The 19,333-nt window shown below is 73.7% G+C and carries 15 protein-coding genes; 4 read left to right on the forward strand and 11 right to left on the reverse strand.

Features of this window, described 5'->3' with window-relative positions:
- Window positions 1-2 precede the first annotated feature (2 nt).
- On the reverse strand, window positions 3-968 hold the full coding sequence (locus tag AB0O09_RS30520; protein WP_363547130.1) for an amino acid ABC transporter permease: 966 nt from the start codon (window positions 966-968) through the stop codon (window positions 3-5).
- Between the two features lies 1 nt (window position 969).
- Window positions 970-1,923, reverse strand: a complete 954-nt coding sequence (locus AB0O09_RS30525; protein WP_363547132.1) for an ABC transporter substrate-binding protein — start codon at window positions 1,921-1,923, stop codon at window positions 970-972.
- A gap of 356 nt (window positions 1,924-2,279) precedes the next feature.
- Between AB0O09_RS30525 and AB0O09_RS30530 the strand changes: the two genes are divergently transcribed.
- The gene (locus AB0O09_RS30530; protein ID WP_363547135.1) at window positions 2,280-3,554 is read left to right on the forward strand and encodes a cyanophycinase; all 1,275 of its coding nucleotides are present in this window, start codon (window positions 2,280-2,282) and stop codon (window positions 3,552-3,554) included.
- A gap of 88 nt (window positions 3,555-3,642) precedes the next feature.
- Here the strand turns inward: AB0O09_RS30530 and AB0O09_RS30535 are convergent, their stop codons facing one another.
- Window positions 3,643-5,091, reverse strand: coding sequence for an aspartate ammonia-lyase (locus tag AB0O09_RS30535; RefSeq protein WP_363547137.1), 1,449 nt, complete (start codon window positions 5,089-5,091; stop codon window positions 3,643-3,645).
- Between the two features lie 258 nt (window positions 5,092-5,349).
- On the opposite strand from AB0O09_RS30535, the gene AB0O09_RS30540 reads away from it, so the two are divergent.
- A complete protein-coding gene (locus AB0O09_RS30540; RefSeq protein ID WP_363547140.1) occupies window positions 5,350-6,327 on the forward strand; it encodes an ABC transporter substrate-binding protein in 978 nt (325 codons plus the stop codon).
- A 319-nt stretch (window positions 6,328-6,646) separates the two neighbouring features.
- Here the strand turns inward: AB0O09_RS30540 and AB0O09_RS30545 are convergent, their stop codons facing one another.
- From AB0O09_RS30545 to AB0O09_RS30560, 4 genes are all read right to left on the reverse strand, one after another.
- Window positions 6,647-7,351 carry an SDR family oxidoreductase gene (locus AB0O09_RS30545; protein WP_363547142.1) on the reverse strand — a complete coding sequence of 235 codons (705 nt, stop codon included), beginning with the start codon at window positions 7,349-7,351 and terminating at the stop codon, window positions 6,647-6,649.
- A gap of 139 nt (window positions 7,352-7,490) precedes the next feature.
- Window positions 7,491-7,781 (reverse strand): DUF3040 domain-containing protein, encoded by a 291-nt coding sequence (locus AB0O09_RS30550; RefSeq protein WP_363547145.1) that lies wholly within the window; start codon window positions 7,779-7,781, stop codon window positions 7,491-7,493.
- 35 nt (window positions 7,782-7,816) lie between these two features.
- Window positions 7,817-8,044 (reverse strand): hypothetical protein, encoded by a 228-nt coding sequence (locus tag AB0O09_RS30555; RefSeq protein ID WP_363547147.1) that lies wholly within the window; start codon window positions 8,042-8,044, stop codon window positions 7,817-7,819.
- A gap of 204 nt (window positions 8,045-8,248) precedes the next feature.
- Window positions 8,249-9,577, reverse strand: a complete 1,329-nt coding sequence (locus tag AB0O09_RS30560) for a glycosyltransferase (protein WP_363547149.1) — start codon at window positions 9,575-9,577, stop codon at window positions 8,249-8,251.
- Between the two features lie 368 nt (window positions 9,578-9,945).
- On the opposite strand from AB0O09_RS30560, the gene AB0O09_RS30565 reads away from it, so the two are divergent.
- The gene (locus AB0O09_RS30565; RefSeq protein WP_363547152.1) at window positions 9,946-11,799 is read left to right on the forward strand and encodes a glycosyltransferase; all 1,854 of its coding nucleotides are present in this window, start codon (window positions 9,946-9,948) and stop codon (window positions 11,797-11,799) included.
- Between the two features lie 206 nt (window positions 11,800-12,005).
- On the opposite strand, the gene AB0O09_RS30570 is transcribed toward AB0O09_RS30565, so the two are convergent.
- A complete protein-coding gene (locus AB0O09_RS30570) occupies window positions 12,006-14,477 on the reverse strand; it encodes an FtsX-like permease family protein (protein WP_363547155.1) in 2,472 nt (823 codons plus the stop codon).
- On the reverse strand, window positions 14,474-15,208 hold the full coding sequence (locus AB0O09_RS30575) for an ABC transporter ATP-binding protein (RefSeq protein WP_363547157.1): 735 nt from the start codon (window positions 15,206-15,208) through the stop codon (window positions 14,474-14,476). The genes AB0O09_RS30570 and AB0O09_RS30575 overlap by 4 nt, the downstream gene beginning before the upstream one ends.
- 85 nt (window positions 15,209-15,293) lie before the next feature.
- On the opposite strand from AB0O09_RS30575, the gene AB0O09_RS30580 reads away from it, so the two are divergent.
- Window positions 15,294-15,902, forward strand: a complete 609-nt coding sequence (locus AB0O09_RS30580; protein WP_363547160.1) for a response regulator transcription factor — start codon at window positions 15,294-15,296, stop codon at window positions 15,900-15,902.
- Here AB0O09_RS30580 and AB0O09_RS30585 read toward each other — a convergent pair.
- Both AB0O09_RS30585 and AB0O09_RS30590 read right to left on the reverse strand, forming a co-directional pair.
- Window positions 15,798-18,074 (reverse strand): histidine kinase, encoded by a 2,277-nt coding sequence (locus tag AB0O09_RS30585; RefSeq protein WP_363547163.1) that lies wholly within the window; start codon window positions 18,072-18,074, stop codon window positions 15,798-15,800. The two genes, AB0O09_RS30580 and AB0O09_RS30585, sit on opposite strands and share 105 nt — an antisense overlap.
- Before the next feature lie 460 nt (window positions 18,075-18,534).
- Window positions 18,535-19,333 (reverse strand): Mur ligase family protein (locus AB0O09_RS30590; protein WP_363547166.1); only part of this gene is annotated, 799 nt, incomplete at its 5' end.

The raw sequence follows: 19,333 nt of genomic DNA on the forward strand, positions 1-19,333 counted from the left end.
GTTCAGCCCTTCCGTTCGCGGTTGGTGGTGAGGAGGTCGGTGACGCCGACGAACATCCGGCGCAGCGGTGAGACCTGGGCCATGCGGGTGGTGCCGCGGCCGTAGCGGCGCTCCAGCCATGCCTGGGGGACGGACAGGACGGTGGTCAGCGCGAGGTACCAGAGGGCGGCGACGACGAGCATCGGGACGACCTGGTAGTTCTGGGCGTAGACGTCCTGGATGTTCGACATCAGGTCGTGGGCGGCGATCACCGAAACGTAGGCGGTGGTCTTGAGCATGTTGATGGTCTCGTTGCCCATCGGGGGGATGATGACCCGCATGGCCTGCGGCAGGACGATGCGGCGCATCGTCAGGGCGGGCTTCATGCCGAGGGAGTGGGCGGCCTCGGTCTGGCCCGGGTCGACGGACTGGATGCCGGCGCGGACGATCTCGGAGGCGTAGGCGGCCTCGTTGAGGCCGAGGGCGAGCAGGGCGGCGATCGACGGGGTGAGCAGGCTGTTGGTGTCGAACTGCACGAAGGTGACCGTGGTGAACGGGATGCCGATCATCACGTGCTTGTACAGGGCGGCGGCGTACGCCCAGAAGATGATCTGCACGAGCAGCGGGGTGCCGCGGAAGAGCCAGACGAACAGTGAGGAGAGTGCGTACAGCACGGGGCTGGCGGACAGTCGCATGACGGCGACGAGGGTGCCGAGGGCCAGGCCGATCGCCATGGCTGCGGCGGTGAGCCACAGGGTGGTGACAAGGCCGTCGAAGATGAGGTCGGCGAAGAGGTAGTGGCCGACGACGTCCCAGTGCAGGTTGGGGTTCTTGGCGAGGGAGCCGACGAGTCCGACGAGGGAGAGCAGGGCGAGGGCGGTGGCGATCCAGCGGCCCCAGTGGCGTACGGGGACGGCGGTGAGTTCGTCGGCGCGCACGGCGGCTTCCTCGGTCCGGGTCGCGGGTGCGGAGGCGGGAGAGGCGGTCATGTCAGTCCACCGCGCCGTTCTTGGTGGCCTGCTTGACGGCGATGGACGCGGCGCCGTACTTGGCGTGGATCGTGGCGAGGGAGCCCTCGTCGATCAGCTGCTGGAGTGCCTTCTGGACGGCGTCGGTGAGCTGCGGCAGGTTCTTGGCGATCGCGATGCCGTTGGGTGAGGCGTTGTAGCCGCCGAGTGCGGCGGGGTCGTCGACGACCTCGAACGCGGCGCCGTCGTCGGCGGTCTTCACGGTCCATCCGGCGGCGGGCTTGGTGAGGACGTCGGCGACGACCTTGCCGGAGCGCAGGGCGAGCTGGGCGTCGGAGTCCTTGGGGAAGGCCTGGAGGTGGATGGCGTTCCTACCGAGCTCGCGGCACCTCTCCTGGTGCTTCTCGAGGAGCTTCTGCTGGTTGGTGCCGGTCTGGACGGCGACGGAGCGGCCGCACAGGTCGTCGAGGGTGACGATCTTCTGCGGGTTGCCCTTGGCGACCATGACGCCGGTGCCGGAGGCGGAGTAGTCGACGAAGTCGACGACCTGCTCGCGCTCCTTGTTGTCGGTGATGGCGGAGATCGCGGCGTCGTACTTGCCGGCCTGGATGGCGGGGACGATGCCGTCGAACTTCTGGGCCTGGAACTCGAACGTGACGCCGAGCTTCGCGGCGAGGGCCCGGCCGAGGTCGAGGTCGAGGCCGGTCATCTCCTTGCTGCCCTCGGAGACGTACATCTCGAACGGGGGGTACGGGATGTCGGTGGCGACGCGGACCTTGCCCGACTTCTTGACCGCTTCCGGCAGCGAGGCGTGCAGGGCGGCGTCGGGGGTGATCGTGACGCCCGCGATCGTGACCGGGGCGGCCGCGGGGGGAGCCGGCTCGCCGCCTCCACCGGTGCAGGCGGACAGGGCGAGGGATCCGCACAGGGTGACGGCCGCCAGCAGGGCCGGTCTGCGGAAGACGAGGGAGTTCACGTCGCTACCTTTCGGGAACCTTGGCGGCGCCCGTGGGGCCGCGCCGCGAGCCATGACGTTACATCTAACGCTGGAAGATGAACAGATGTAACACAAGATACAAATGCATAACGGCCCGGCCCTCGGGTTGCCGCTGCATCGTTTCCGCACCGCAAGACCAAGATTTCCCCCCGGACTTCCGTTACATCTATCGCCGACCACGCGGGATCTGTATCTTCCGTTCCCGAGCGCCGTTCGGCGCGCCGCCGCTCCCCCGTCGGCGGCCCTCCCCTGCCCCGGGCCGTACGCCCGGGGCAGGCCCCCACATCGCCGGCCCCGCCCCACGACTCCGGGGCCGGCCTCCCCGAGGAGCACGCATGTCCGTGTCCGCACGTCCCGCCGTCCGCACCGCCTCCCTGGCGGGCGCCGCCGCGCTCGCCCTGGCGCTGCTCGCCCCCGCCCAGGCCGCGCACGCCGCCCCGATCACCGGCAGCCTGGTGCTCGCCGGCGGCGCGGTCGCCCCCACCAACTCCGCGGTCTACGGAACGTTCCTCACCAAGGCCGGCGGGAGCGGCGCACGGATCGGCGTCATCACCGCCGCCTCCGACGTCCCCGCCAACGACCCCAACGCGGGCGACCCCGCCACCTGCAGCAACTCGGTCTGCAACGGCACCTACTACGTCGACCTGCTGAAGAACACCTACGGCGCCGCGGACGCCCAGTGGATCCCCATCGACCTGGACCACATCGCCAACAACTCCAGCCAGAGCGTCATCAACCAGATCAACTCGATGACCGGCTTCTTCTTCGGCGGAGGCGACCAGAGCCGCCTGGTCACCACCCTGCTCAAGAGCGACAACAGCGACTCCCCCGCCCTGGCGGCCATCCGCGCCAGGTTCACCGCCGGCGCCGCCGTCATGGGCACCAGCGCCGGCACCACCATCGCCAACGGCCGCGACATGGTCACCGGAGGCGAGAGCTGGGACGCGCTGCGCTACGGCTCCTACACCACCGTCAGCAGCAGCCACCCCGACGACCTCACCTACCGGCCCGCGGGCGGCTTCAACTTCTTCACCTCCGGCCTGCTCGACACCCACTTCGCCGCCCGCGGACGCCAGGGACGCCTCACCCGCCTGGCGGCCGACACCGCCCACACCCGTGCCTTCGGCATCGACGAGGACACCGCACTCGTCGTGACCAACCCCGGCTCCGCCAACGAGACCGACGCCGTCGTCGGCACCAACGGCGTCTCCGTCTTCGACCTCCGCACCGCCACCGTCGGCACCCACAGCGGCTACTGGTCGATCGACAACGTCAAGTGGAGCTACCTGACCAGCGGCGACACCTACACCCCCGCCACGTGGACGGCGTCCTCCACCAAGCCGGGCTACGCACCGGGCACCGGCAGCGTCGGCAGTCGCTGGAGCGACGTCTTCTCCTCGCCCGACTCCTCCACCGACCACCCCTACCAGATGGTCAACATGGCCAGGGAGCTCGTCAACGCCGGCCGCAGCACCTACCAGTACGGCATCAGCTACGAGAGCGGCCCCACCTTCGAGGCCGACCTCACCAAGGGCACGGGCTACCAGGCGTGGAAGAGCGGCACCGCCGTGTCCTTCACCAACCTCAACACCCACCTGTACGTCTACTGAGCTTCCGCGGTCCGACCGCGGAACCGGGCCGGTGCGCCGTGCGGCGCGCCGGCCCGGCCCGTTCGGCGCCCCGGCGCCCGGCGTGCCGTCAGTCCGGCTGGAGCCCGGTCAGTCGGCGCGGATCGAGGATGCCGTCGAGTTGCTCGGACGGCAGCACGCGCGCCTCTCCCGCGAGATCGCGCACCGTGCGGCGCTCCACGACGCAGCGGCGGGCGAGTTCGGTGGACCTGCGGTAGCCGATCACCGGGTTCAGCGCGGTGGCGAGGACCGCGGAGCCGCTGGCGTGGGCGTAGGTGCGCTCCGCATCGGCCTCGATGCCGGCCACGCAGCGCTCGGCCAGCAGCCTGCAGGCGGCGGTCATGCGTCGCAGGGCGGTGAGGAGGGCGTGGGCGATCAGCGGCTCGAAGGCGTTGAGCTGCAGCTGGCCGGCTTGGGCGGCCAGGGCGACGGTCGTGTCGGCGCCGACGGCGTTGAAGCAGACCTGGGTGACGGCCTCGGGGATCACCGGGTTGACCTTCCCAGGCATGATGCTGGACCCCGCCTGGAGTTCGGGCAGCCGGATCTCGGCGAGGCCCGCCTGCGGACCGGAGGCGAGCAGGCGCAGGTCGTTGCAGACCTTGACCAGGCGGAGCGCGAACCGCCTGAGGGCGCCGGAGAGTTCGATGAACGCTCCGACGCCCTGGGTGGCCTCGACGAGGTCGCGGGCCGTCCGTACCGGTATGCCGGTGATGCGGGCGAGGTGGCCGGTGCACGCCTCGGCGAAGCCGGGATGGGCGTTGAGACCCGTGCCGATGGCGGTGCCGCCCATGTTGATCTCGCACAGGGCGCGGGCGGCGTGCTCGATCGCCGCCGTGTCGTCGCGCACCCCGAGGGAGAAGGCCGCGAACTCCTGACCGAGCGTCATGGGGACGGCGTCCTGCAGCTGGGTGCGCCCCAGTTTGACGACGTCGGCGAACGCGTGGGCGCGGTCGGCGAAGGTGTCCGCCAGGACGCCCTGGGCGAGGTTCAGTCCGCGGGCGGCCGCGTACAGCGCGGTCTTCACGGCGGTGGGGTAGGCGTCGTTGGTGCTCTGCCCGAGATTGACGTGGTCGTTGGGACTGAGGCGGACGTAGTCGCCGCGCGCCGCCCCGAGGAAGTCCAGCGCGCGGTTGGCGACGACCTCGTTGGCGTTCATGTTGGTCGAGGTGCCGGCGCCGCCTTGGAGGACGTCGACGAGGAAGTGGTCGTGGAGGGCGCCTTCCCGGATCTCCTCGCAGGCGCGGGCGATGGCCCCGGCCCGTTCCGGGTCGAGGACGCCCAGATCGCGGTTCGCGAGGGCGGCGGCCTGCTTGACGGAGGCGAGCCCGGACACGAGTTCGGGATGGGCGGAGAGCGGGATGCCGCTGAGCGGGAAGTTCTCGACGGCTCGCAGGGTGTGGATGCCGATGTAGGCGTCGGCCGGGAGGTCGCGGTCGCCGATCAGGTCGTGCTCGGTTCGCAGGGATCCACGGGCTTCGAAGGAAGGTGGCGAGGAGGCGGGGCCGCTGGTGCTGGTCATGAAAGGGGTCCAGGTGGGGTTGGGAGCCGAAGGGATGTATCGCACGTTACAATGCTGGATGCATCGAGTCCATATGTAACGGACGCGGATAGCGAAGCCACCGCCCATGCCAGGCCGATCGCTACTCCCACCCGCGGGAATGCACCGTTGCCGTAACGTAACGTTCGATACATTCACCCGGTTCATCGCATGGATGTAACTTTTGCTTCGCGCCGATGACGGCGCGCCACCCCTTCCTCCTTCGACAGAGGGCGCCCCATGACCTCCTTCCGCTCCCCCCTGCTCCGCCACGCGGCCGTCACCCTCGCGCTGGCCTCCTCCGCACTGTCGCTCAGCGCCTGTTCCAGCTCCTCCGGCAAGTCCTCGGACGCGGCTTTGGCCGCCGCCGCACCGTCCGCCTCGGTGACGGTCAAGGGCGTGCCGATCTCGGCGGACGGGAAGCTCACCGCCACGCTCCCCGAGGCGATCCGCAAGGCCGGCAAGGTGCGGGTCGCCACCGACGTGCCGTACCCGCCGTTCGAGATGTACGTCTCCGAGGGCAGCAAGGAGATCACGGGCATCGACCACGACCTCGGCCAGGCCATCGGCGCCCGGCTGGGCGTGAAGTTCGAGTTCACCGGCCAGAAGTTCGACGGCCTGCTGCCGGCCGTCCAGGCCGGCAAGTTCGACGCCGTGATGTCGGCGATGACGGACAAGAAGGAGCGTCAGCAGGCGGTCGACTTCGTCGACTACGTCAACGCGGGTCCCGGGTGGCTGGTGCGCAAGGGCAACCCGGACGGCATCAAGGTCGTCACGGACGTCTGCGGCAAGAGCGTGTCGGTCCAGACCGGCACCAACCACCAGAAGATCCTCGAGCAGCGGCAGGAGCTGTGCAAGCAGCAGGGCAAGCCGGCCATCACCGTCCTGGCGTTCCCGAAGGACTCCGAGGCCCAGCTCGCGCTGCGCTCGGGCAAGGTCTCCGCCGACTTCCTCGACGAGGTCACCGCGGCCTTCGTCGCCGACACGGCCGACAACGGCACCGCCTTCGACACCGTCACCGGCAAGGAGGCCGTCGGGCCGACCAGCGCGTCGCCCATCGGCATCGGCATCTCCAAGTCGGTTCCCGGCCTCAAGGAGGCCGTCCGGGCGGCACTCCAGTCCCTGATGGACGACGGCTCCTACAAGAAGATCCTGGAGGCCTACCACGTGCCGAACATCGCCATCCCGCAGGCGACGATCAACGGCGCCCTCGACTGACCGGTGCAGCGGATTCTGCCGACGGGGCGCACGGCACACCTGTGACCGGCAGCCGGTCGCGACCACGGCCGGGCCGCGGCTCCTGGGGCAGGAACCGCGGCCCGGCCGTATCGCGCGCACGGACGGGCGTGCCGGTGCGGGCACGCCCGGAGGTTGTTCAGTCGAGGTGGGGCTCGGTCCTCGACGGGGCACCGGTGTCTGCTCGGCGTGTGCGACGCCTACCGGGCCCACCTGTCAAGCGAAGTGAGGCGGTGACGTCCCCATCGCGTCCGGCCGCCCCGGCCGATCGTTCCCCACGGACGCCCGCCCTGACCCTGCCTCAGCGGCGCAGCGTGGGTGCGCCGTGGACGGGGTGGGGCATGAGGACGGACGCTCCGGAGATCATGCCTTCGAGGAGGGCGGCGACCCAGGCCGAAAGGTCCGCGCCCGGTGGTGTCGGCGGTGGGGTCCCGGCCACCGCGCGGTCAACGAGGCCGGTGTCCAGGTGCGGCAGGCGCGCGTCCAACACCGAGATCCGGTTTCGTCTCTGCTCGGTCCGCACCGCATCGAGCCACGCCGACAGGGCGGCCTTGGAGGCCTGGTAGGCGGCCATGCCCTTCACGGGCCGGTCGACGATCGCTGCGGTGATCGCTCCGACGGCACCGCCCGGGCCGATGACGGCGAGCGCTCCGCGCAGCACCGCCATCGGTGCCAGTGCGTTCACGGCCATCAGGTGCTCCTCGATCACTGCCGACGTCCGCTCCGCGGGGCCGAAGGCGACGGTCCCGGAGGTCACCAGCACGGCGTCGAGTCCCCCGAGTCGATCGGCCGCCCGGGCGGCGAGGCGGGTACAGCCGTCCGAGTCGTAGGCGTCGAATCGAAGCATCGCCGGGCTTCCCAGGCGCCCGGCGACCTGCTCCAGTCGGTGCGGGTCGCGGCCGGCCGGGACGACACGGGCGCCTCGCTCTGCGGCCAGTACGGCCACTGCACTGCCGAGTGCGCCGGTTGCCCCTGCGACGAGGATTCTCACGTCGGCGGCTTCCATGGCCGGTTCTTCTCCACAGGTCGGGCTCCGGGGTGCTTCGGGCCGCTGCCGGTCCGGTGCGGGACCGGACGGGTGCTCGCGCAGCTTGCGGGCTTCGAGAAGGTGTCCGCGCCGTGGTGCGTCGCGCGGGTGGCATGTGTCAGGGGCGGTTGAGTCGGCCCAGTCTGAGGAAGACGGCGGCGAGCACCGCGGTCGCGGCGGCGGCGGGGACGGCGGCTGTGTGCGTGCCTGCGGCGGCCCAGAGTGCGCAAGCGGCGGCGGCGAGGGTCGACAGGCCGACCATGAGGACCAGCACCTTGGGGTGCCAGGCGAGCCGACGCGCTGTGTTCCACGTGCCGAGCACCCTGTCCAGCCCGGGGTCGGTGAGTCGCAGGTGTTGTTCGATCTCGTGGAGCGTCCGCAGTTCGCCGGCGGTCAGTGGCGCGGTCACGGTGAGCACCCCCGTTCGTGGTCGTGGGTCCAGCGTCACCGCCCGGGGGTCTCGACGGCAGTCGCAGCGTTTGCGCATCTCGGTAGGCGGGTGCTGTCCTGCGGCAGGACTTCGACCGGGCCGTCGGTGGCGGGGCATTCGTGCAGGTCGTCGGCGGCCGCGGTCCGCGGCTCCACGTCGTCGAGGTCGTCGAGGTCGTCGAGGTCGTCGAGGTCGTCGAGGTCGTCGAGCTGCCCGAGGTCGCCGGCGGGAGTCGCAACCACGGGCGGCCCGGTCATCGCCTGCGGATCCATGGCGACGGCTGCACGGGCATCCGCAGGACCGGGACGCCGGTCAAGCGGCCGCCGAGGGAGCCGTCGCCGATCGCCGTGGATGACCGTCCACCGCTGTCGGCGCGGGGCCGCCACCTCGGAGCCCTGCAGCGCCCCACGCGCACACGCGGGGCGGAGCGGGCCCGGGGGGCGGTGTCACGCCATGAGGTGCATCAGTTGTGCTGCGGCCCAGCGCGGGCCGCGCAGGTGGAGTTCCTCGCGCACCGCTTCGCTCGCTGCTGCGTCGTCGGCCAGGAGCCGGGCGACAGCGGCGCCGGCGACGGCCGGCGTGAGGGTGTTCGGGTCGAGGCACAGGCCGAGGGCAGCTCGTTCGAGGTCGTGGGCGATGGCGAACTGGTCGCTGGAAAAGGGCAGGGCGAGGGCGGGCACGCCCGCCGCGAGGCATTCGGTGAACGAGTTGTTGCCGGCGTGGTGAACCATGGCGGACGCCCTGGACAGCAGGGCGTGCTGCGGGATGCGCGGTGCCACGTGGAGGCGGTCGGCCGGAGCGCCGGAAGCGGTGAGGGCTGCCGACACCTCGCGCACGCGGTCTCCGGCCGCGACGATCACCGCGGCCGAGGTGTGTTCGAGCACCCCGGCCGCCGCCGTCGCCAGGACGTCGTGGCGGGCGGACAGGAAGGTGCCGAGGGCCACGAGGACGAGCGGTCGGCCGTCGGCGGTGAGGCGGTCGACCACGGTGGTCCAGTGATCGTCCAACGGCGGCGTGTCGGGGGTGCAGTGGCCGCAGTGGACGGCGGTGCCCGCGGGTGCGGCGGGCAGCCACGGCAGGTCGGGGTAGTTGTGGACGACCGCGCGGGAGGACGTGAGCGCGAAGGCCCGTTCGGGGCGGGGCCGATGCGGGGCGTGGCGCTCGACGACCCGGTGGAAGGCGGCGGTGAAGGCGCGGTCGTTCTCGGCGACGGCACGGGTCAGGCGGGCGAGGTCTCGGGGCGTGGGCCGGACGGTGTCCGGCCACGCGTAGGGCAGGCCGAAGTAGGCATCGGGGCCGGCCGGGACGTACGTGGGGTGACCGGGGCAGAACGTGGCGTACGGCAGGTCGAGGCAGTGCAGGGCGAGAGTGGCCGAGTAGGCGAGCTGGTCGACGAGGTACCAGTCGGGCCGCAGCCGTTGGTGGAGGTCCCGGACGTCCGCCAGAACCCGGTCGGGTTCGGCGAGCATGTCGGCCCGGCGGTGCGCGGCCTGGGTGAGCAGCGCAGCGGCAGGGCCGTCGGCGGTGGCGGCGAGGAACTCGCGCAGGCGGGCTTCCTCCGCGGGGTCCTGTCGGGTCCGTTCGGCGATTCCGTGGTTGGCGTTGCGGGTGACCGACAGGTCGAGGAAGCCGAGGCCGGCCTGGGCGGCGAGCGGGGCGAAGGGGCGGGTGCAGGCCAGGTCGACGCGTGCTCCGCGGCGGTGGAGGGCCGCGCCGAGGACCGCGAGCGGCGCGGCGTGCGAGGCGAACGGCGGGCTGATGACGACCACGTGCACGACGGATCCTCCCTCGGCAGGCATCGCGGCTGCCGTCGATGATGCCAGGCCGGCCCGTGCACGGCAGGCGAGGGAGCGCGACCAATCCGTGCCGGCCCACGCACCGAACCGTCCCCCGGCAATCCGCCGTGCATGGGAGGCAGGAACGGATGCAGTCGCAGCCGGGGTGGTACGAGCAGCAGGAGGAACGTGCGCGGGCGTCGGGCGTGGCCGACGAACTGCAGGCGTGGCGCCGCCACTTCTGGGCAGGCCATGCTCCGCCCGGCGCGCCGCGGGACCTTCTCGGCATACTCGCCGGCGCCGAGTACCGCCGTGGCGGACGGCCTGGCCCGGATCTGCCGCGGACCGCTGACCGCGACGGACGGGCCGTGGACCTGGCCGTCGCGGCGGTGCGCAGGCTCGCCCGGTGCCCCGGGACGGCTCCTCGGCCGGATCTCCTTCTGCTGGCGCCCCGTTCACCGGAACTGGGGACGGCACTCACGGAGGTCTGGACGCGGTACGCCGCCACGGACCCGGAGGCGGCGACCGCCCAGGTGCGGACGCGGCTCCTGTCGGGCCCGCCCGCGGCCGAGGCCGCCTTCCTGCTGGACCTGTCCGAGGCGACGGGGCTGCGCCCGCTGCGGCCGGTCGAATGCGCTCCTTGGCTGTGTCCGGACCGGCGGGTGCGGCACGCGGCGTGGCGCTACCTGGCGGGCATCCCCCGTGGGTACGAGGTGCTGCCGTCGACCGCACCTCACCCACCGGACGCGTACGAGGTCCTGCTGCTCGCGGCGTGCTGGCACCGGGCCCGCCCCCGGGCGCCGCAGGCCGCCGCGTTCCGGAACACCGTGCAGGCCCTGCCCGGCGCGGAACCGGGCCCGGTGGTGGCGCAGTCCGTGTTGCTGGGGAATCCGGCCGAGCCGGGGGTCGGCATGAGCGGCGGGATGGGCGTTCTGCTCGCCGCCCTGGGTGGGGCGCTCACCGGCACCGGCCGGATCGGTCGGGTCCTCACCCTGGTCACCGCCGACCGCGCCGCCCTGCGCGGCGGGCGGGCCGGCCTGGTGTCCCCGTTCGGCCCGAGCCACTGGCAGGTCGGCATCCCCGTGGACGCCGACGGTCCCCCGGATCCGGCAGTGATTGCGGAGCACCGCTCCGCTCTCGCCTGGTGGGCGGCTCGCCTGCTGGAACTGCCGGGAGCCCGACCGCGCCTGGTCCACGTGCGGTTCGCCGACGACGGGTCACTCGCGGTCGCGGACGCGGCCCGACGGTGCGGGGCCGGGGTGGCCTTCACCGTGGCGCCGGACCCGCACCGCACGATGGCCGAGCGCCACGCCGGTTTGCCGGCCCTGCCGGACGTCGACACCGGCGGGGCGCTCCGCGCCGACCTGCACCGGATCTTCGTCGCGGACCGCCTGGTCGCACGCGCGGACCTCCTGGTGGGGATCCCGGGGCGCGCGGGAAGTCGTGAACTCGCCGCGCACTTCCCGCAGCTCGCCGGCCCCTCGCCGCGGCCTGTTGTCGAGGTGCCGGAAGGGATTCCGCCGTTCGTACCGCAACCGGGTGATGACGGACTTGCGCAGGCGATGGCAGCCCGCCTGTTCGCCGACGGCCGCCGACCGGACGGCCTCGACCCGGCCGACCGCGGATTGCGGCTGCTGCTGAACGTCGGGCGGCTGCACCCCGTCAAACAGCAGGACCGGCTGGTCGAGGCATGGCTGCAGGCCGGACTGCACCGGTCGACGACGCTCCTTCTGGTCGGCGGCTCCCCGGGCGAGCCGACACCGGTGGAGAGCGACATGCGGGCCGCCATCGGCAAAGTCCTCGCCCCCCACCCCGAGGCCCGTCGCCGGGTGGCGCTGTGGCCGGCCGTGCCGAACCGGCAGGTGCGCGTGCTGGAACGGATGCTCGCGGCCGAGAAGCCGGGCGGGGTGCTGTACGTGTGCCCGAGCGCCAAGGAGGAGTTCGGCCTCGCGATCCTCGAAGCCATGGAGGCCGGGCTCGCCGCCGCGGGCCCGCTGCGGGGCGGCGTCCCGCACTACATGAGGCACGGGCTGAACGGCTTCCTGCTTCCCACCGCGGCGACGGCCGAACTCGCCGCGGCGCTGGCATCGGCGTGCGACGTCTCCGACGCCGGCCTGGCCGCGATCGCGGCGCGCGGCCGGAACACGGTACGGCGCAGCTACTCCGTCCGTGCGATGGCCGATGCCCTGGCCGAGGCCTACGCGGCCTCGTTCGGAGGTTGATCGTCGCTGTCGCGCGCGGGGCGGCGGGCACGGTCTCCGGACGGTCCCTCGTGGCCTTGGGGCCGTTCATCGCGCAGTGTTTCGCACCCGTCCTCGTTGCCCGTGATCGGACGGCCCCCGATCCGCACTGACGACTCGTCTCCCGGCCGTACGGGTCCGGCCGGGCGGACCCGGCAGTTCCGCCCCACCGGCCCCGGGGCCGGTGGTCATGAGCGACGGCGGAGGCCGCGGAGGGTGGTGCGGGCCGGGAGCCAGGTGCCGACGGCGGCGAGGGTGGCGGCGCCGGCGAGGACGAGGGCGAGGCCTTCGGTGGGGGCGCTGACGCCGGCGGTGCCGCGGGTGATGCCCTCGGCGTAGCTGGTGAGGACCGCGAGGGCGACGGCAAGGCCGAGGACGGTGGCGATGGCGAGGGTGGTGGCCGTCTCCCAGCCGAGCATCCGACGGATCTGCCGGCGGGTGGCGCCGGTCAGGGCGAGTGCCGCGAACTCCCGGCGGCGGTCGCTGATGCTCATGGCCAGGGTGTTGAGCACGGCGACGGCCACGAAGGTGGTGATCAGCCCGAGGGTGACGTAGCCGACCTGGGCGCCGACCCGGGTCTGCGAGGCCTGTGCGGCGGCGCGGTCGAGCACCCCGAGTCCCGGGTCGCCGTGAAGGGCGGCGGTGAGGGCCTGCCGGGTGAGGCCGTCGCCGCGCACCAGCAGCTCGTCGTCGAGCGGCACGTCCACGTGGGCGGCGACCAGGTGGTGGGCGAGCGTCAGGTCGCCGAACCCGAGGCCGCGGCCGTACAGCGCGACCACCGTCACCTCGGTCGGGGTGCCGTCGGCAAGGGTCAGCCGGATCCGCTGGCCGAGCCGGTAGCCGAGCCCGTCGGCGGCCGCCGCCGTGCCGTCCGCCAGCTGTCCGACGTCGCCGGCGGTGATGCCGAGGTCGAGGGTGTCGGACAGCCCTTCGGGGGTGACCGCCTGAACGCTGCGCCTGGTCAGCCCGTCGCGGACCTGGGTGTGCAGCACCCGGGTGACGGTCCGGACGCCGGGGACGTCGGCGACCGCCCGGGCGGCGGTGGGCGGGACGCGCGGGCCGACGACGAAGTCGGCGACGGTGCCGCCGTCCCGCTGCGCCGTGGCGGCGTGGTCCACGGTCGTGCCGGTGAACAGGATCGTGCAGGCCATCGCGATCAGCAGGGTGAGCGGGGTGACCACCGAGGCCAGCCGGTGTGCGCCGGCCCGGAGGTTGTGGGCGGCGAGGTAGCCGCCGACCCGGGACGCCCGCAGCGGCAGGCCGAGGACGGCGGTGCCGACCCCCACCAGCAGCGGGCCGAGCAGGGCGAACGAGGTGCACCACAGCAGCACGGTGATGAAGCAGACCGGTGTCGCCGCCTGGTCCGAGTGCAGCGCGGTGAGCAGGACGGTGAGCACGACGGCACCCGCGGCGGCGAGCACGCCGGCCCCGATCCTGGTCCACGCCAGGCGCGGCGGCGTGAGCTCGGCCTCGCCCAGGGCCTCGACCGGCCTCACGGCGGCGGCCCGCCGGGCCGAGATCCGGGCCGCTCCCCAGCCGGACAGCAGGGTCGCGGCAGCGGCGGCGAACACCGGGAAGGGCGAGTGGACGACGGGCAGGTTCGCCGGAATCACGTCCAGGGCCACGAAGCGCCCGTGCAACCGATCGCCCAGCGGGAGACCGGCGATGGCGCCGAGCGTCCCGGCGGCCAGGCCGACGACGAGCGCCTCGCCGCCGATCATCCGGCGGACCTGCCGTCCGGTCGCCGCCACCGCCCGCAGCACGGCGATCTCCCGCTGTCGCTGCTGGATCGACAGACCGAAGGTGCCGACCACGACCAGCAGGGCGACCAGCAGCGACGTCCCCGCGAGGACGGCGCCCGTGCTGACCAGGCGGACCCGGGCGCCGGCGGCCCCGGGGAACTCCAGCGGCCCGCGGTCGTCGCCGGTGCGGACCACGGCGGCCGGGACGGAGGGGAGGCCGGCGAGCAGCGCCCGGACGTCGGCCGCGGCCGACGGCGCGGCCGGGAACACCCCGATCGCACCGACCAGGCCCTCGTGGCCGGCGAGCAGGCGGGCCCGGTCGGAGGAGAAGAACACGGCGCTCTGGCTGTCGAACCGCTGGCCGGTGACGCCGACCACCCGGAGGGCCAGCGTGCCCGAGGCGGTACGGGCGGCGGTGGTGGCACCGGGCGACAGGCGGGCCCGGGCCGCGGTGGCCGCGTCGAGCACGACCTCGTCGGGGGCTGCGGGCGCCCGGCCGGAGGCCAGGGTGAGGCCGGCCAGCGGGGCGGACTCCCAGCCGTGTCCCCAGGAGCCGTCGGTGGGGCCGCCGGGCAGCAGCACCGGGAAGGTCACCTCGGTCGCCACCGCCTTCACCGAGGGCAGGGCCTTGATGCGGTCGGCGAGGACGGCCGGCACCCAGGCCCGATCGGCGAGCGGCTTGGTCTTCTCCTTGACCTTCCCCTTGCCCTTGTCCTCCACGGTGTGGACGTTCTGGTCGCCGGACACCACGATCGGCGCGGCCGCGTAGCGTTCCGGCCGGACGGTGCCGGTCAGGCCGGTGACCAGCAGGGTCCCGCACCCGCAGACCAGGGCGGCGGCACAGAAGAGGGCGACGAAGGCGCCGGCGAATCCGGCCCTGCGGTGCCGCAGGGTCGAGAGGGCGAGTCCCAGCATCATCGGTTCCACGCTCCCAGGCGGATCATGCGGTCGGCGACCGCGGTGGGGGTCGGAGCGGACAGGGTGTCGCAGATCCGGCCGTCGGCCAGGAACACCACCTGGTCCGCGTAGGACGCGGCGACGGGGTCGTGGGTGACCATCACGATGGTCTGGCCGAGGTCGTCGACGGTCTGCCGCAGCAGGGTCAGCACCTCGCGGGCGGTGATGGTGTCCAGCGCGCCGGTGGGCTCGTCGGCGAAGACCACCTCGGGGTCGGAGATCAGCGCCCGGGCGATGGCCACCCGCTGCTGCTGACCGCCCGAGAGCTGGCCCGGCCGGTGCCCGGTGCGCTCCTGCAGCCCCACCCGGCACAGGAGTTCGGCGAGGCGTCCGGCGTCGGCCCGCCGGCCCGCGAGCCGCAGCGGCAGCGTGACGTTCTGTTCGACCGTCAGCGAGGAGATCAGGTTGAAGGACTGGAACACGAACCCCGCGCGCTCCCGGCGCAGTTCGGTCAGTTCGGTCTCGCTCAGCCGGGACAGGTCTGTGTCGCCGAGCCGGACCGTCCCCGAAGACGGGCGGTCCAGGCCCGCCGCGCAGTGCAGGAAGGTGCTCTTGCCCGAACCCGACGGCCCCATCACGGCGGTGAAGCCGCCCTTGGGCAACCGCACCGTCACCTCACGCAGGGCGGCGACCGCGCCCCGCCCCTTGCCGTAGACCTTGCTCACGGCGTCCAATGTGATCGCTTCGCTCATGCCTCCACCCTGCCGATCCGCGAACTCCCCTCCCAGGGAGGCGATCACGCGGCACCCGTGACATCGTCACGGGTAGGGTCGGGGCATGATCAGAATCCTGCTGGCCGAGGACCAGCACGTGGTCCGCGGCGCGTTGGTCGCGCTGTTGGAGCTGGAGCCGGACCTCCAGGTCGTCGCGGAGGCGGACTCGGCCGACGACGTGCTGCCCCGGGCGATGGTCTTCGCACCGGACGTGGCGGTGCTGGACATCGAGATGCCGGGCCGGACGGACGGCCTCCAGGCGGCCGCGGCACTCAAGGAGAAGCTGCCGGAGTGCCGGACGCTGATGCTGACCTCGCTCGGCCGGCCCGGGCTGCTGCGCAGGGCGCTGGACGCCCGGGTCGACGGCTTCCTGCTGAAGACCGTCCCGCCGCCGGAGTTGGTCGCGGCGATCCGCCGGGTGGCCGCCGGCGGGAGGGTGCTGGACCCGGCCCTGGCCGTCGCCGCCTGGGACCTGGCGGACAACCCGCTCACCCCGCGCGAGAACGACGTGCTGAGGGAGCTGGCCGGGGGCGCCGAGCCGCCCGAGATCGCCGGGCGGCTGCACCTGTCAACGGGGACCGTGCGGAACGTGCTCACCGCCGTCGTCGGCAAGCTGAACGCGCGGAACCGGACGGACGCGGTGCGGATCGCGCGGGAGGCCGGCTGGCTCTGACCCGCCCGGCGCCGGCACCCCGCCGGTCACGGATCCGGTGTCCGCGGACCGGTCCAGCGGCACCTCGGCGCGCAGCAGGTACCAGCCGTCGTCGGGCCCGGCGGTCAGGGTGCCGCCGGCCCCGGCCAGACGGACCGTCAGACCGCCGATCCCCGAGCCGGGCGCGGTGACGCCGTCCGGGGCACCGTCGTTCTCCACCTCCAGGCGCGCCGCGTCCCGGGCCGCCGCGACGGCGATCCGCACGTGCCGGGCGCGGCTGTGCCGCAGGACGTTGGTCACGGCCTCGCGCAGGACCACGCTCAGCACCGTCCCCGCGGTCTCCGGGACCGGCTCCTCCTCCAGCTCCACCGCGATGCCGGCCGCTCCCAGCACCGCGGCCGCCGAGGCCAGTTCGGCGGCCAGGGACAGCCGGGGGCCGTCCTCGGCCACCGCCCCGAGCTCGGCCCGCCCGCGGTCGGCCAGCCGCACCACGTCCGCCAGCTCCTCCTGGCAGCGGCCGGGGTCCGTCTCCGCCAGCCGCCGGGCGAGTTCGGCCTTGAGCAGGATCGCCGCCAGGCCGTGCCCGAGCAGGTCGTGCAGGTCCCGGGCGGCGCGCAGCCGCTCGCCCACGACGGCGGCACGGGCCAGCCCGGCCCCCGCCCGTTGCAGCTCCCGCACCAGCCGGACCAGGCGCAGCACCCCGAAGACCACCACACAGGTGATCAGCACGTCGACCGCGGTCAGCACCACCGAGGCCGCAGGGCCGCCACTGATCGCCCCGGCCGTCACGGCCATCAGCCCGGCCAGGGCCGCACCCGCGCGCAGTGGCAGCGCGATCACCAGTGACCCGGCCAGGATGCCCGCCGCACCGATCCAGTTGGCGCCCAGCCAGGGCAGCGGCAGCAGGGCCAGTACCGCCGAGGCGACCAGCGCGAGGCGCGCGTGGCGGGTCGCGTCGTGGATCGAGAAGCGGATCTGGAAGGCGCAGAAGGCCAGCGCGCACGCCGCCCCGAGGCCGAGCCGCGGCAACGGAACGAACATCAGCGATCTGATGCAGAAGGCGGCGAGCAGGAAGTAGTACAGGCCGAGCGCGGTGCGCAGCTCCGGCGGGTCCGCGGCGGCAGTCGGTGCGGGGGTGGCGGCCACCGCCGCCTCCACCGCGAACCGTCCGTCCGGCTCCAGCCCCGCCGTCAGCCGGCCGCCGACCGCGCGTACCCGCTCCGCCAGGTCGTCGAGGACGTCCGCGCCGAGGGCGGCCGTCGGCACGCCGTCGCTGACCACCCGAAGCATCACCCGCCCGGCCCGTTCCTCGGTGCCGACCTCGCACCGGCGGGCGTCACCGACCCGGACGACCGCGGTCACCGCCTCGCGCAGCACCGTCGCCAGCACCGTCCCGGCCGGTCCGAGCGGCTCGCGGTGCCCGATCCGGATGTCGGCCGCGACACCGGCCGACGCCAGCAGCGCGCGGGCGCTCGCCGCCTCCGGGGCCAGCGACAGGCTGCGCAGCTCGGCGGCGGTGGCCCGGGCCGCCGCCAGCGTCCGGCGGGCCACGGCGATCAGCGGCGCCAGCGCCTGCGGGGTCTGCCGGGCGGCCAGGTCGTGGATCTGCGCCAGCCCCGCGGACAACTCGCTGCGCAGGTCGGCCGCGATCCGCAGCCGCTCGTCGGTGACCGCGGACGCCACCAGGGTCAGCCGGGCGGCATGGACCCGGCTCGCCAGCAGGGCGAGCGTGGTGACGGCGTAGAGCATGACGCCGCCGAGCGCCACCGTCACCAGCAGGTCGACCGCCTCCCGGACGCCCACGGCCCGTTCGGCCTCCACCAGCACGGCGCCGGCCGCCGCCAGGGCCAGCAGCACCCGGCGGCGCTCCAGCAGCAGTGAGGCGGCCGGCAGGCAGAGCAGGCCGATCGAGGCGCCGAGGCCGACGGCGAGGAAGCCGACGGCCAGTTCTGCGGCAGTCCAGCCCGGGTGTGCGGGTGCTCCTGCCGGACCGGTCCGGGCGGGCCGTAAGTGCCGCAGCTGCAGCGCCACCAGGGCGAGGCAGGCCGCCACGACCGCCGTCCCGCTGCCCGGCTCCGCCGGTGTCCGTGCCACGCCCTTCAACAGGTGCACCGAAGCCAGCGCGGCGGCCACCGCGATCACCAGTGCCCGTGCCGGACGCAGCCCGACGTCCCCTCCCCGTTCCCCCACCACGGGCGCATCGTACGCGGTGGACGATCACGGGCGGCGGCCGGCACGACGCCGTAGGGGTCCGTCCGGCATCAGCGGTGCAGGTGGCTCGGCAGGACGGCGCACGGGTCGCGGCCGTCGTGGCGAGCAGGGGGGTGAGGACGCACCGGGCGCGCAGCTGCCGGGCTCGCAGCCCCATGGGCCACCCGGGAACCGGACCGTCTCAGCACCGTGCTGAACGGCATGCCCGTCGGCTCCGAACCGGCCGACTGGCACGGCTGCTGCACCGAGCCTGTCGGCCGACGGCTGCATGCGCTCGACGCCGACCTGGTCGTCGACTCCGGTCGGGTGCTGCCGGGACCACCGCCTGCTGCGCCCGGCCGCGCCGGCGGAGGCACGGCGCCGAAGAACGGGAGGGGTGTAGGAGATCGCGCGGGATTTCGACGTGGAAGCACACCCCACAGAAGTGAGACACCCCTGGTGGTCAGGCCGCGACCAGGTCCTTCACCAGGGCCTGCAGGCCGGCCGACAGCGACGCCTTCACGATCACCAGGTCACCGGGGCGCAGCAGCTTCTCCAGCAGGCCGGTGGCGGCGGCGCGGTCCGGCACCAGGTGGGTTTCGGCGCCGCCGTTCTCGGCGCCGGCCGCGAGAGCGGCGGCGTCCTGGTCGCCGATGGCGACGACCACGCTCGTGCCGAGCTCGGCGGCCAGGGCGCCGATCGCGCGGTGTTCGGCGGCCGCGGCGGCGCCGAGTTCGCGCATCTCCCCGAGGACGGCGACGGTGCGGCGCTCACCGCGCATCGCCGCGAGGGCGCGCAGCGCGGCGGCCGTGGAGTCGGGGTTGGCGTTGTAGGCGTCGTCGATGACGGTGACGCCGTCGGGGCGGTCGTGGCGCTGCATCCGGGAGCCGGTCGCCGCGACCGCGTCGCCGAGGGCGGCGGCGATCTCGGCGGGTGCCATGCCGATGTGGTGGGCGACGGCGGCGACCGCGAGGGCGTTGGAGACGTGGTGCTCGCCGAGCGGCTGCAGCGCGACGGGGGCCTGTCCGGCCGGGGTGGTCAGCACGAAGTGGGCGCGGCCGTCCGGGTCGAGGGTGACGTCCGTGGCGCGGATCTGCGCGGCCTCGGTGCGGCCGAAGAACAGCATCGGCGCCGTCGTGCGGGCGGCCATCGGGGCGACCAGCGGGTCGTCCGCGTTGAGGACCGCGAGCCCGTCTGCGGCGAGGGAGGCCACCAGCTCACCCTTCGCCTTCGCGGTGTCCTCCTTGCTGCCGAACTCGCCG

It is taken from the genome of Kitasatospora sp. NPDC093679, from assembly GCF_040683455.1.
Taxonomy (GTDB): domain Bacteria; phylum Actinomycetota; class Actinomycetes; order Streptomycetales; family Streptomycetaceae; genus Kitasatospora; species Kitasatospora arboriphila.

Excerpts from the sequence above, each read along its gene's own strand:
- AB0O09_RS30520 (WP_363547130.1), bottom strand. The coding sequence starts at position 968 with ATGACCGCCTCTCCCGCCTCCGCACCCGCGACCCGGACCGAGGAAGCC.
- AB0O09_RS30530 (WP_363547135.1), top strand. The coding sequence starts at position 2,280 with ATGTCCGTGTCCGCACGTCCCGCCGTCCGCACCGCCTCCCTGGCGGGC.
- AB0O09_RS30535 (WP_363547137.1), bottom strand. The coding sequence starts at position 5,091 with ATGACCAGCACCAGCGGCCCCGCCTCCTCGCCACCTTCCTTCGAAGCC.
- AB0O09_RS30540 (WP_363547140.1), top strand. The coding sequence starts at position 5,350 with ATGACCTCCTTCCGCTCCCCCCTGCTCCGCCACGCGGCCGTCACCCTC.
- AB0O09_RS30545 (WP_363547142.1), bottom strand. The coding sequence starts at position 7,351 with ATGGAAGCCGCCGACGTGAGAATCCTCGTCGCAGGGGCAACCGGCGCA.
- AB0O09_RS30570 (WP_363547155.1), bottom strand. The coding sequence starts at position 14,477 with ATGATGCTGGGACTCGCCCTCTCGACCCTGCGGCACCGCAGGGCCGGA.
- AB0O09_RS30575 (WP_363547157.1), bottom strand. The coding sequence starts at position 15,208 with ATGAGCGAAGCGATCACATTGGACGCCGTGAGCAAGGTCTACGGCAAG.
- AB0O09_RS30580 (WP_363547160.1), top strand. The coding sequence starts at position 15,294 with ATGATCAGAATCCTGCTGGCCGAGGACCAGCACGTGGTCCGCGGCGCG.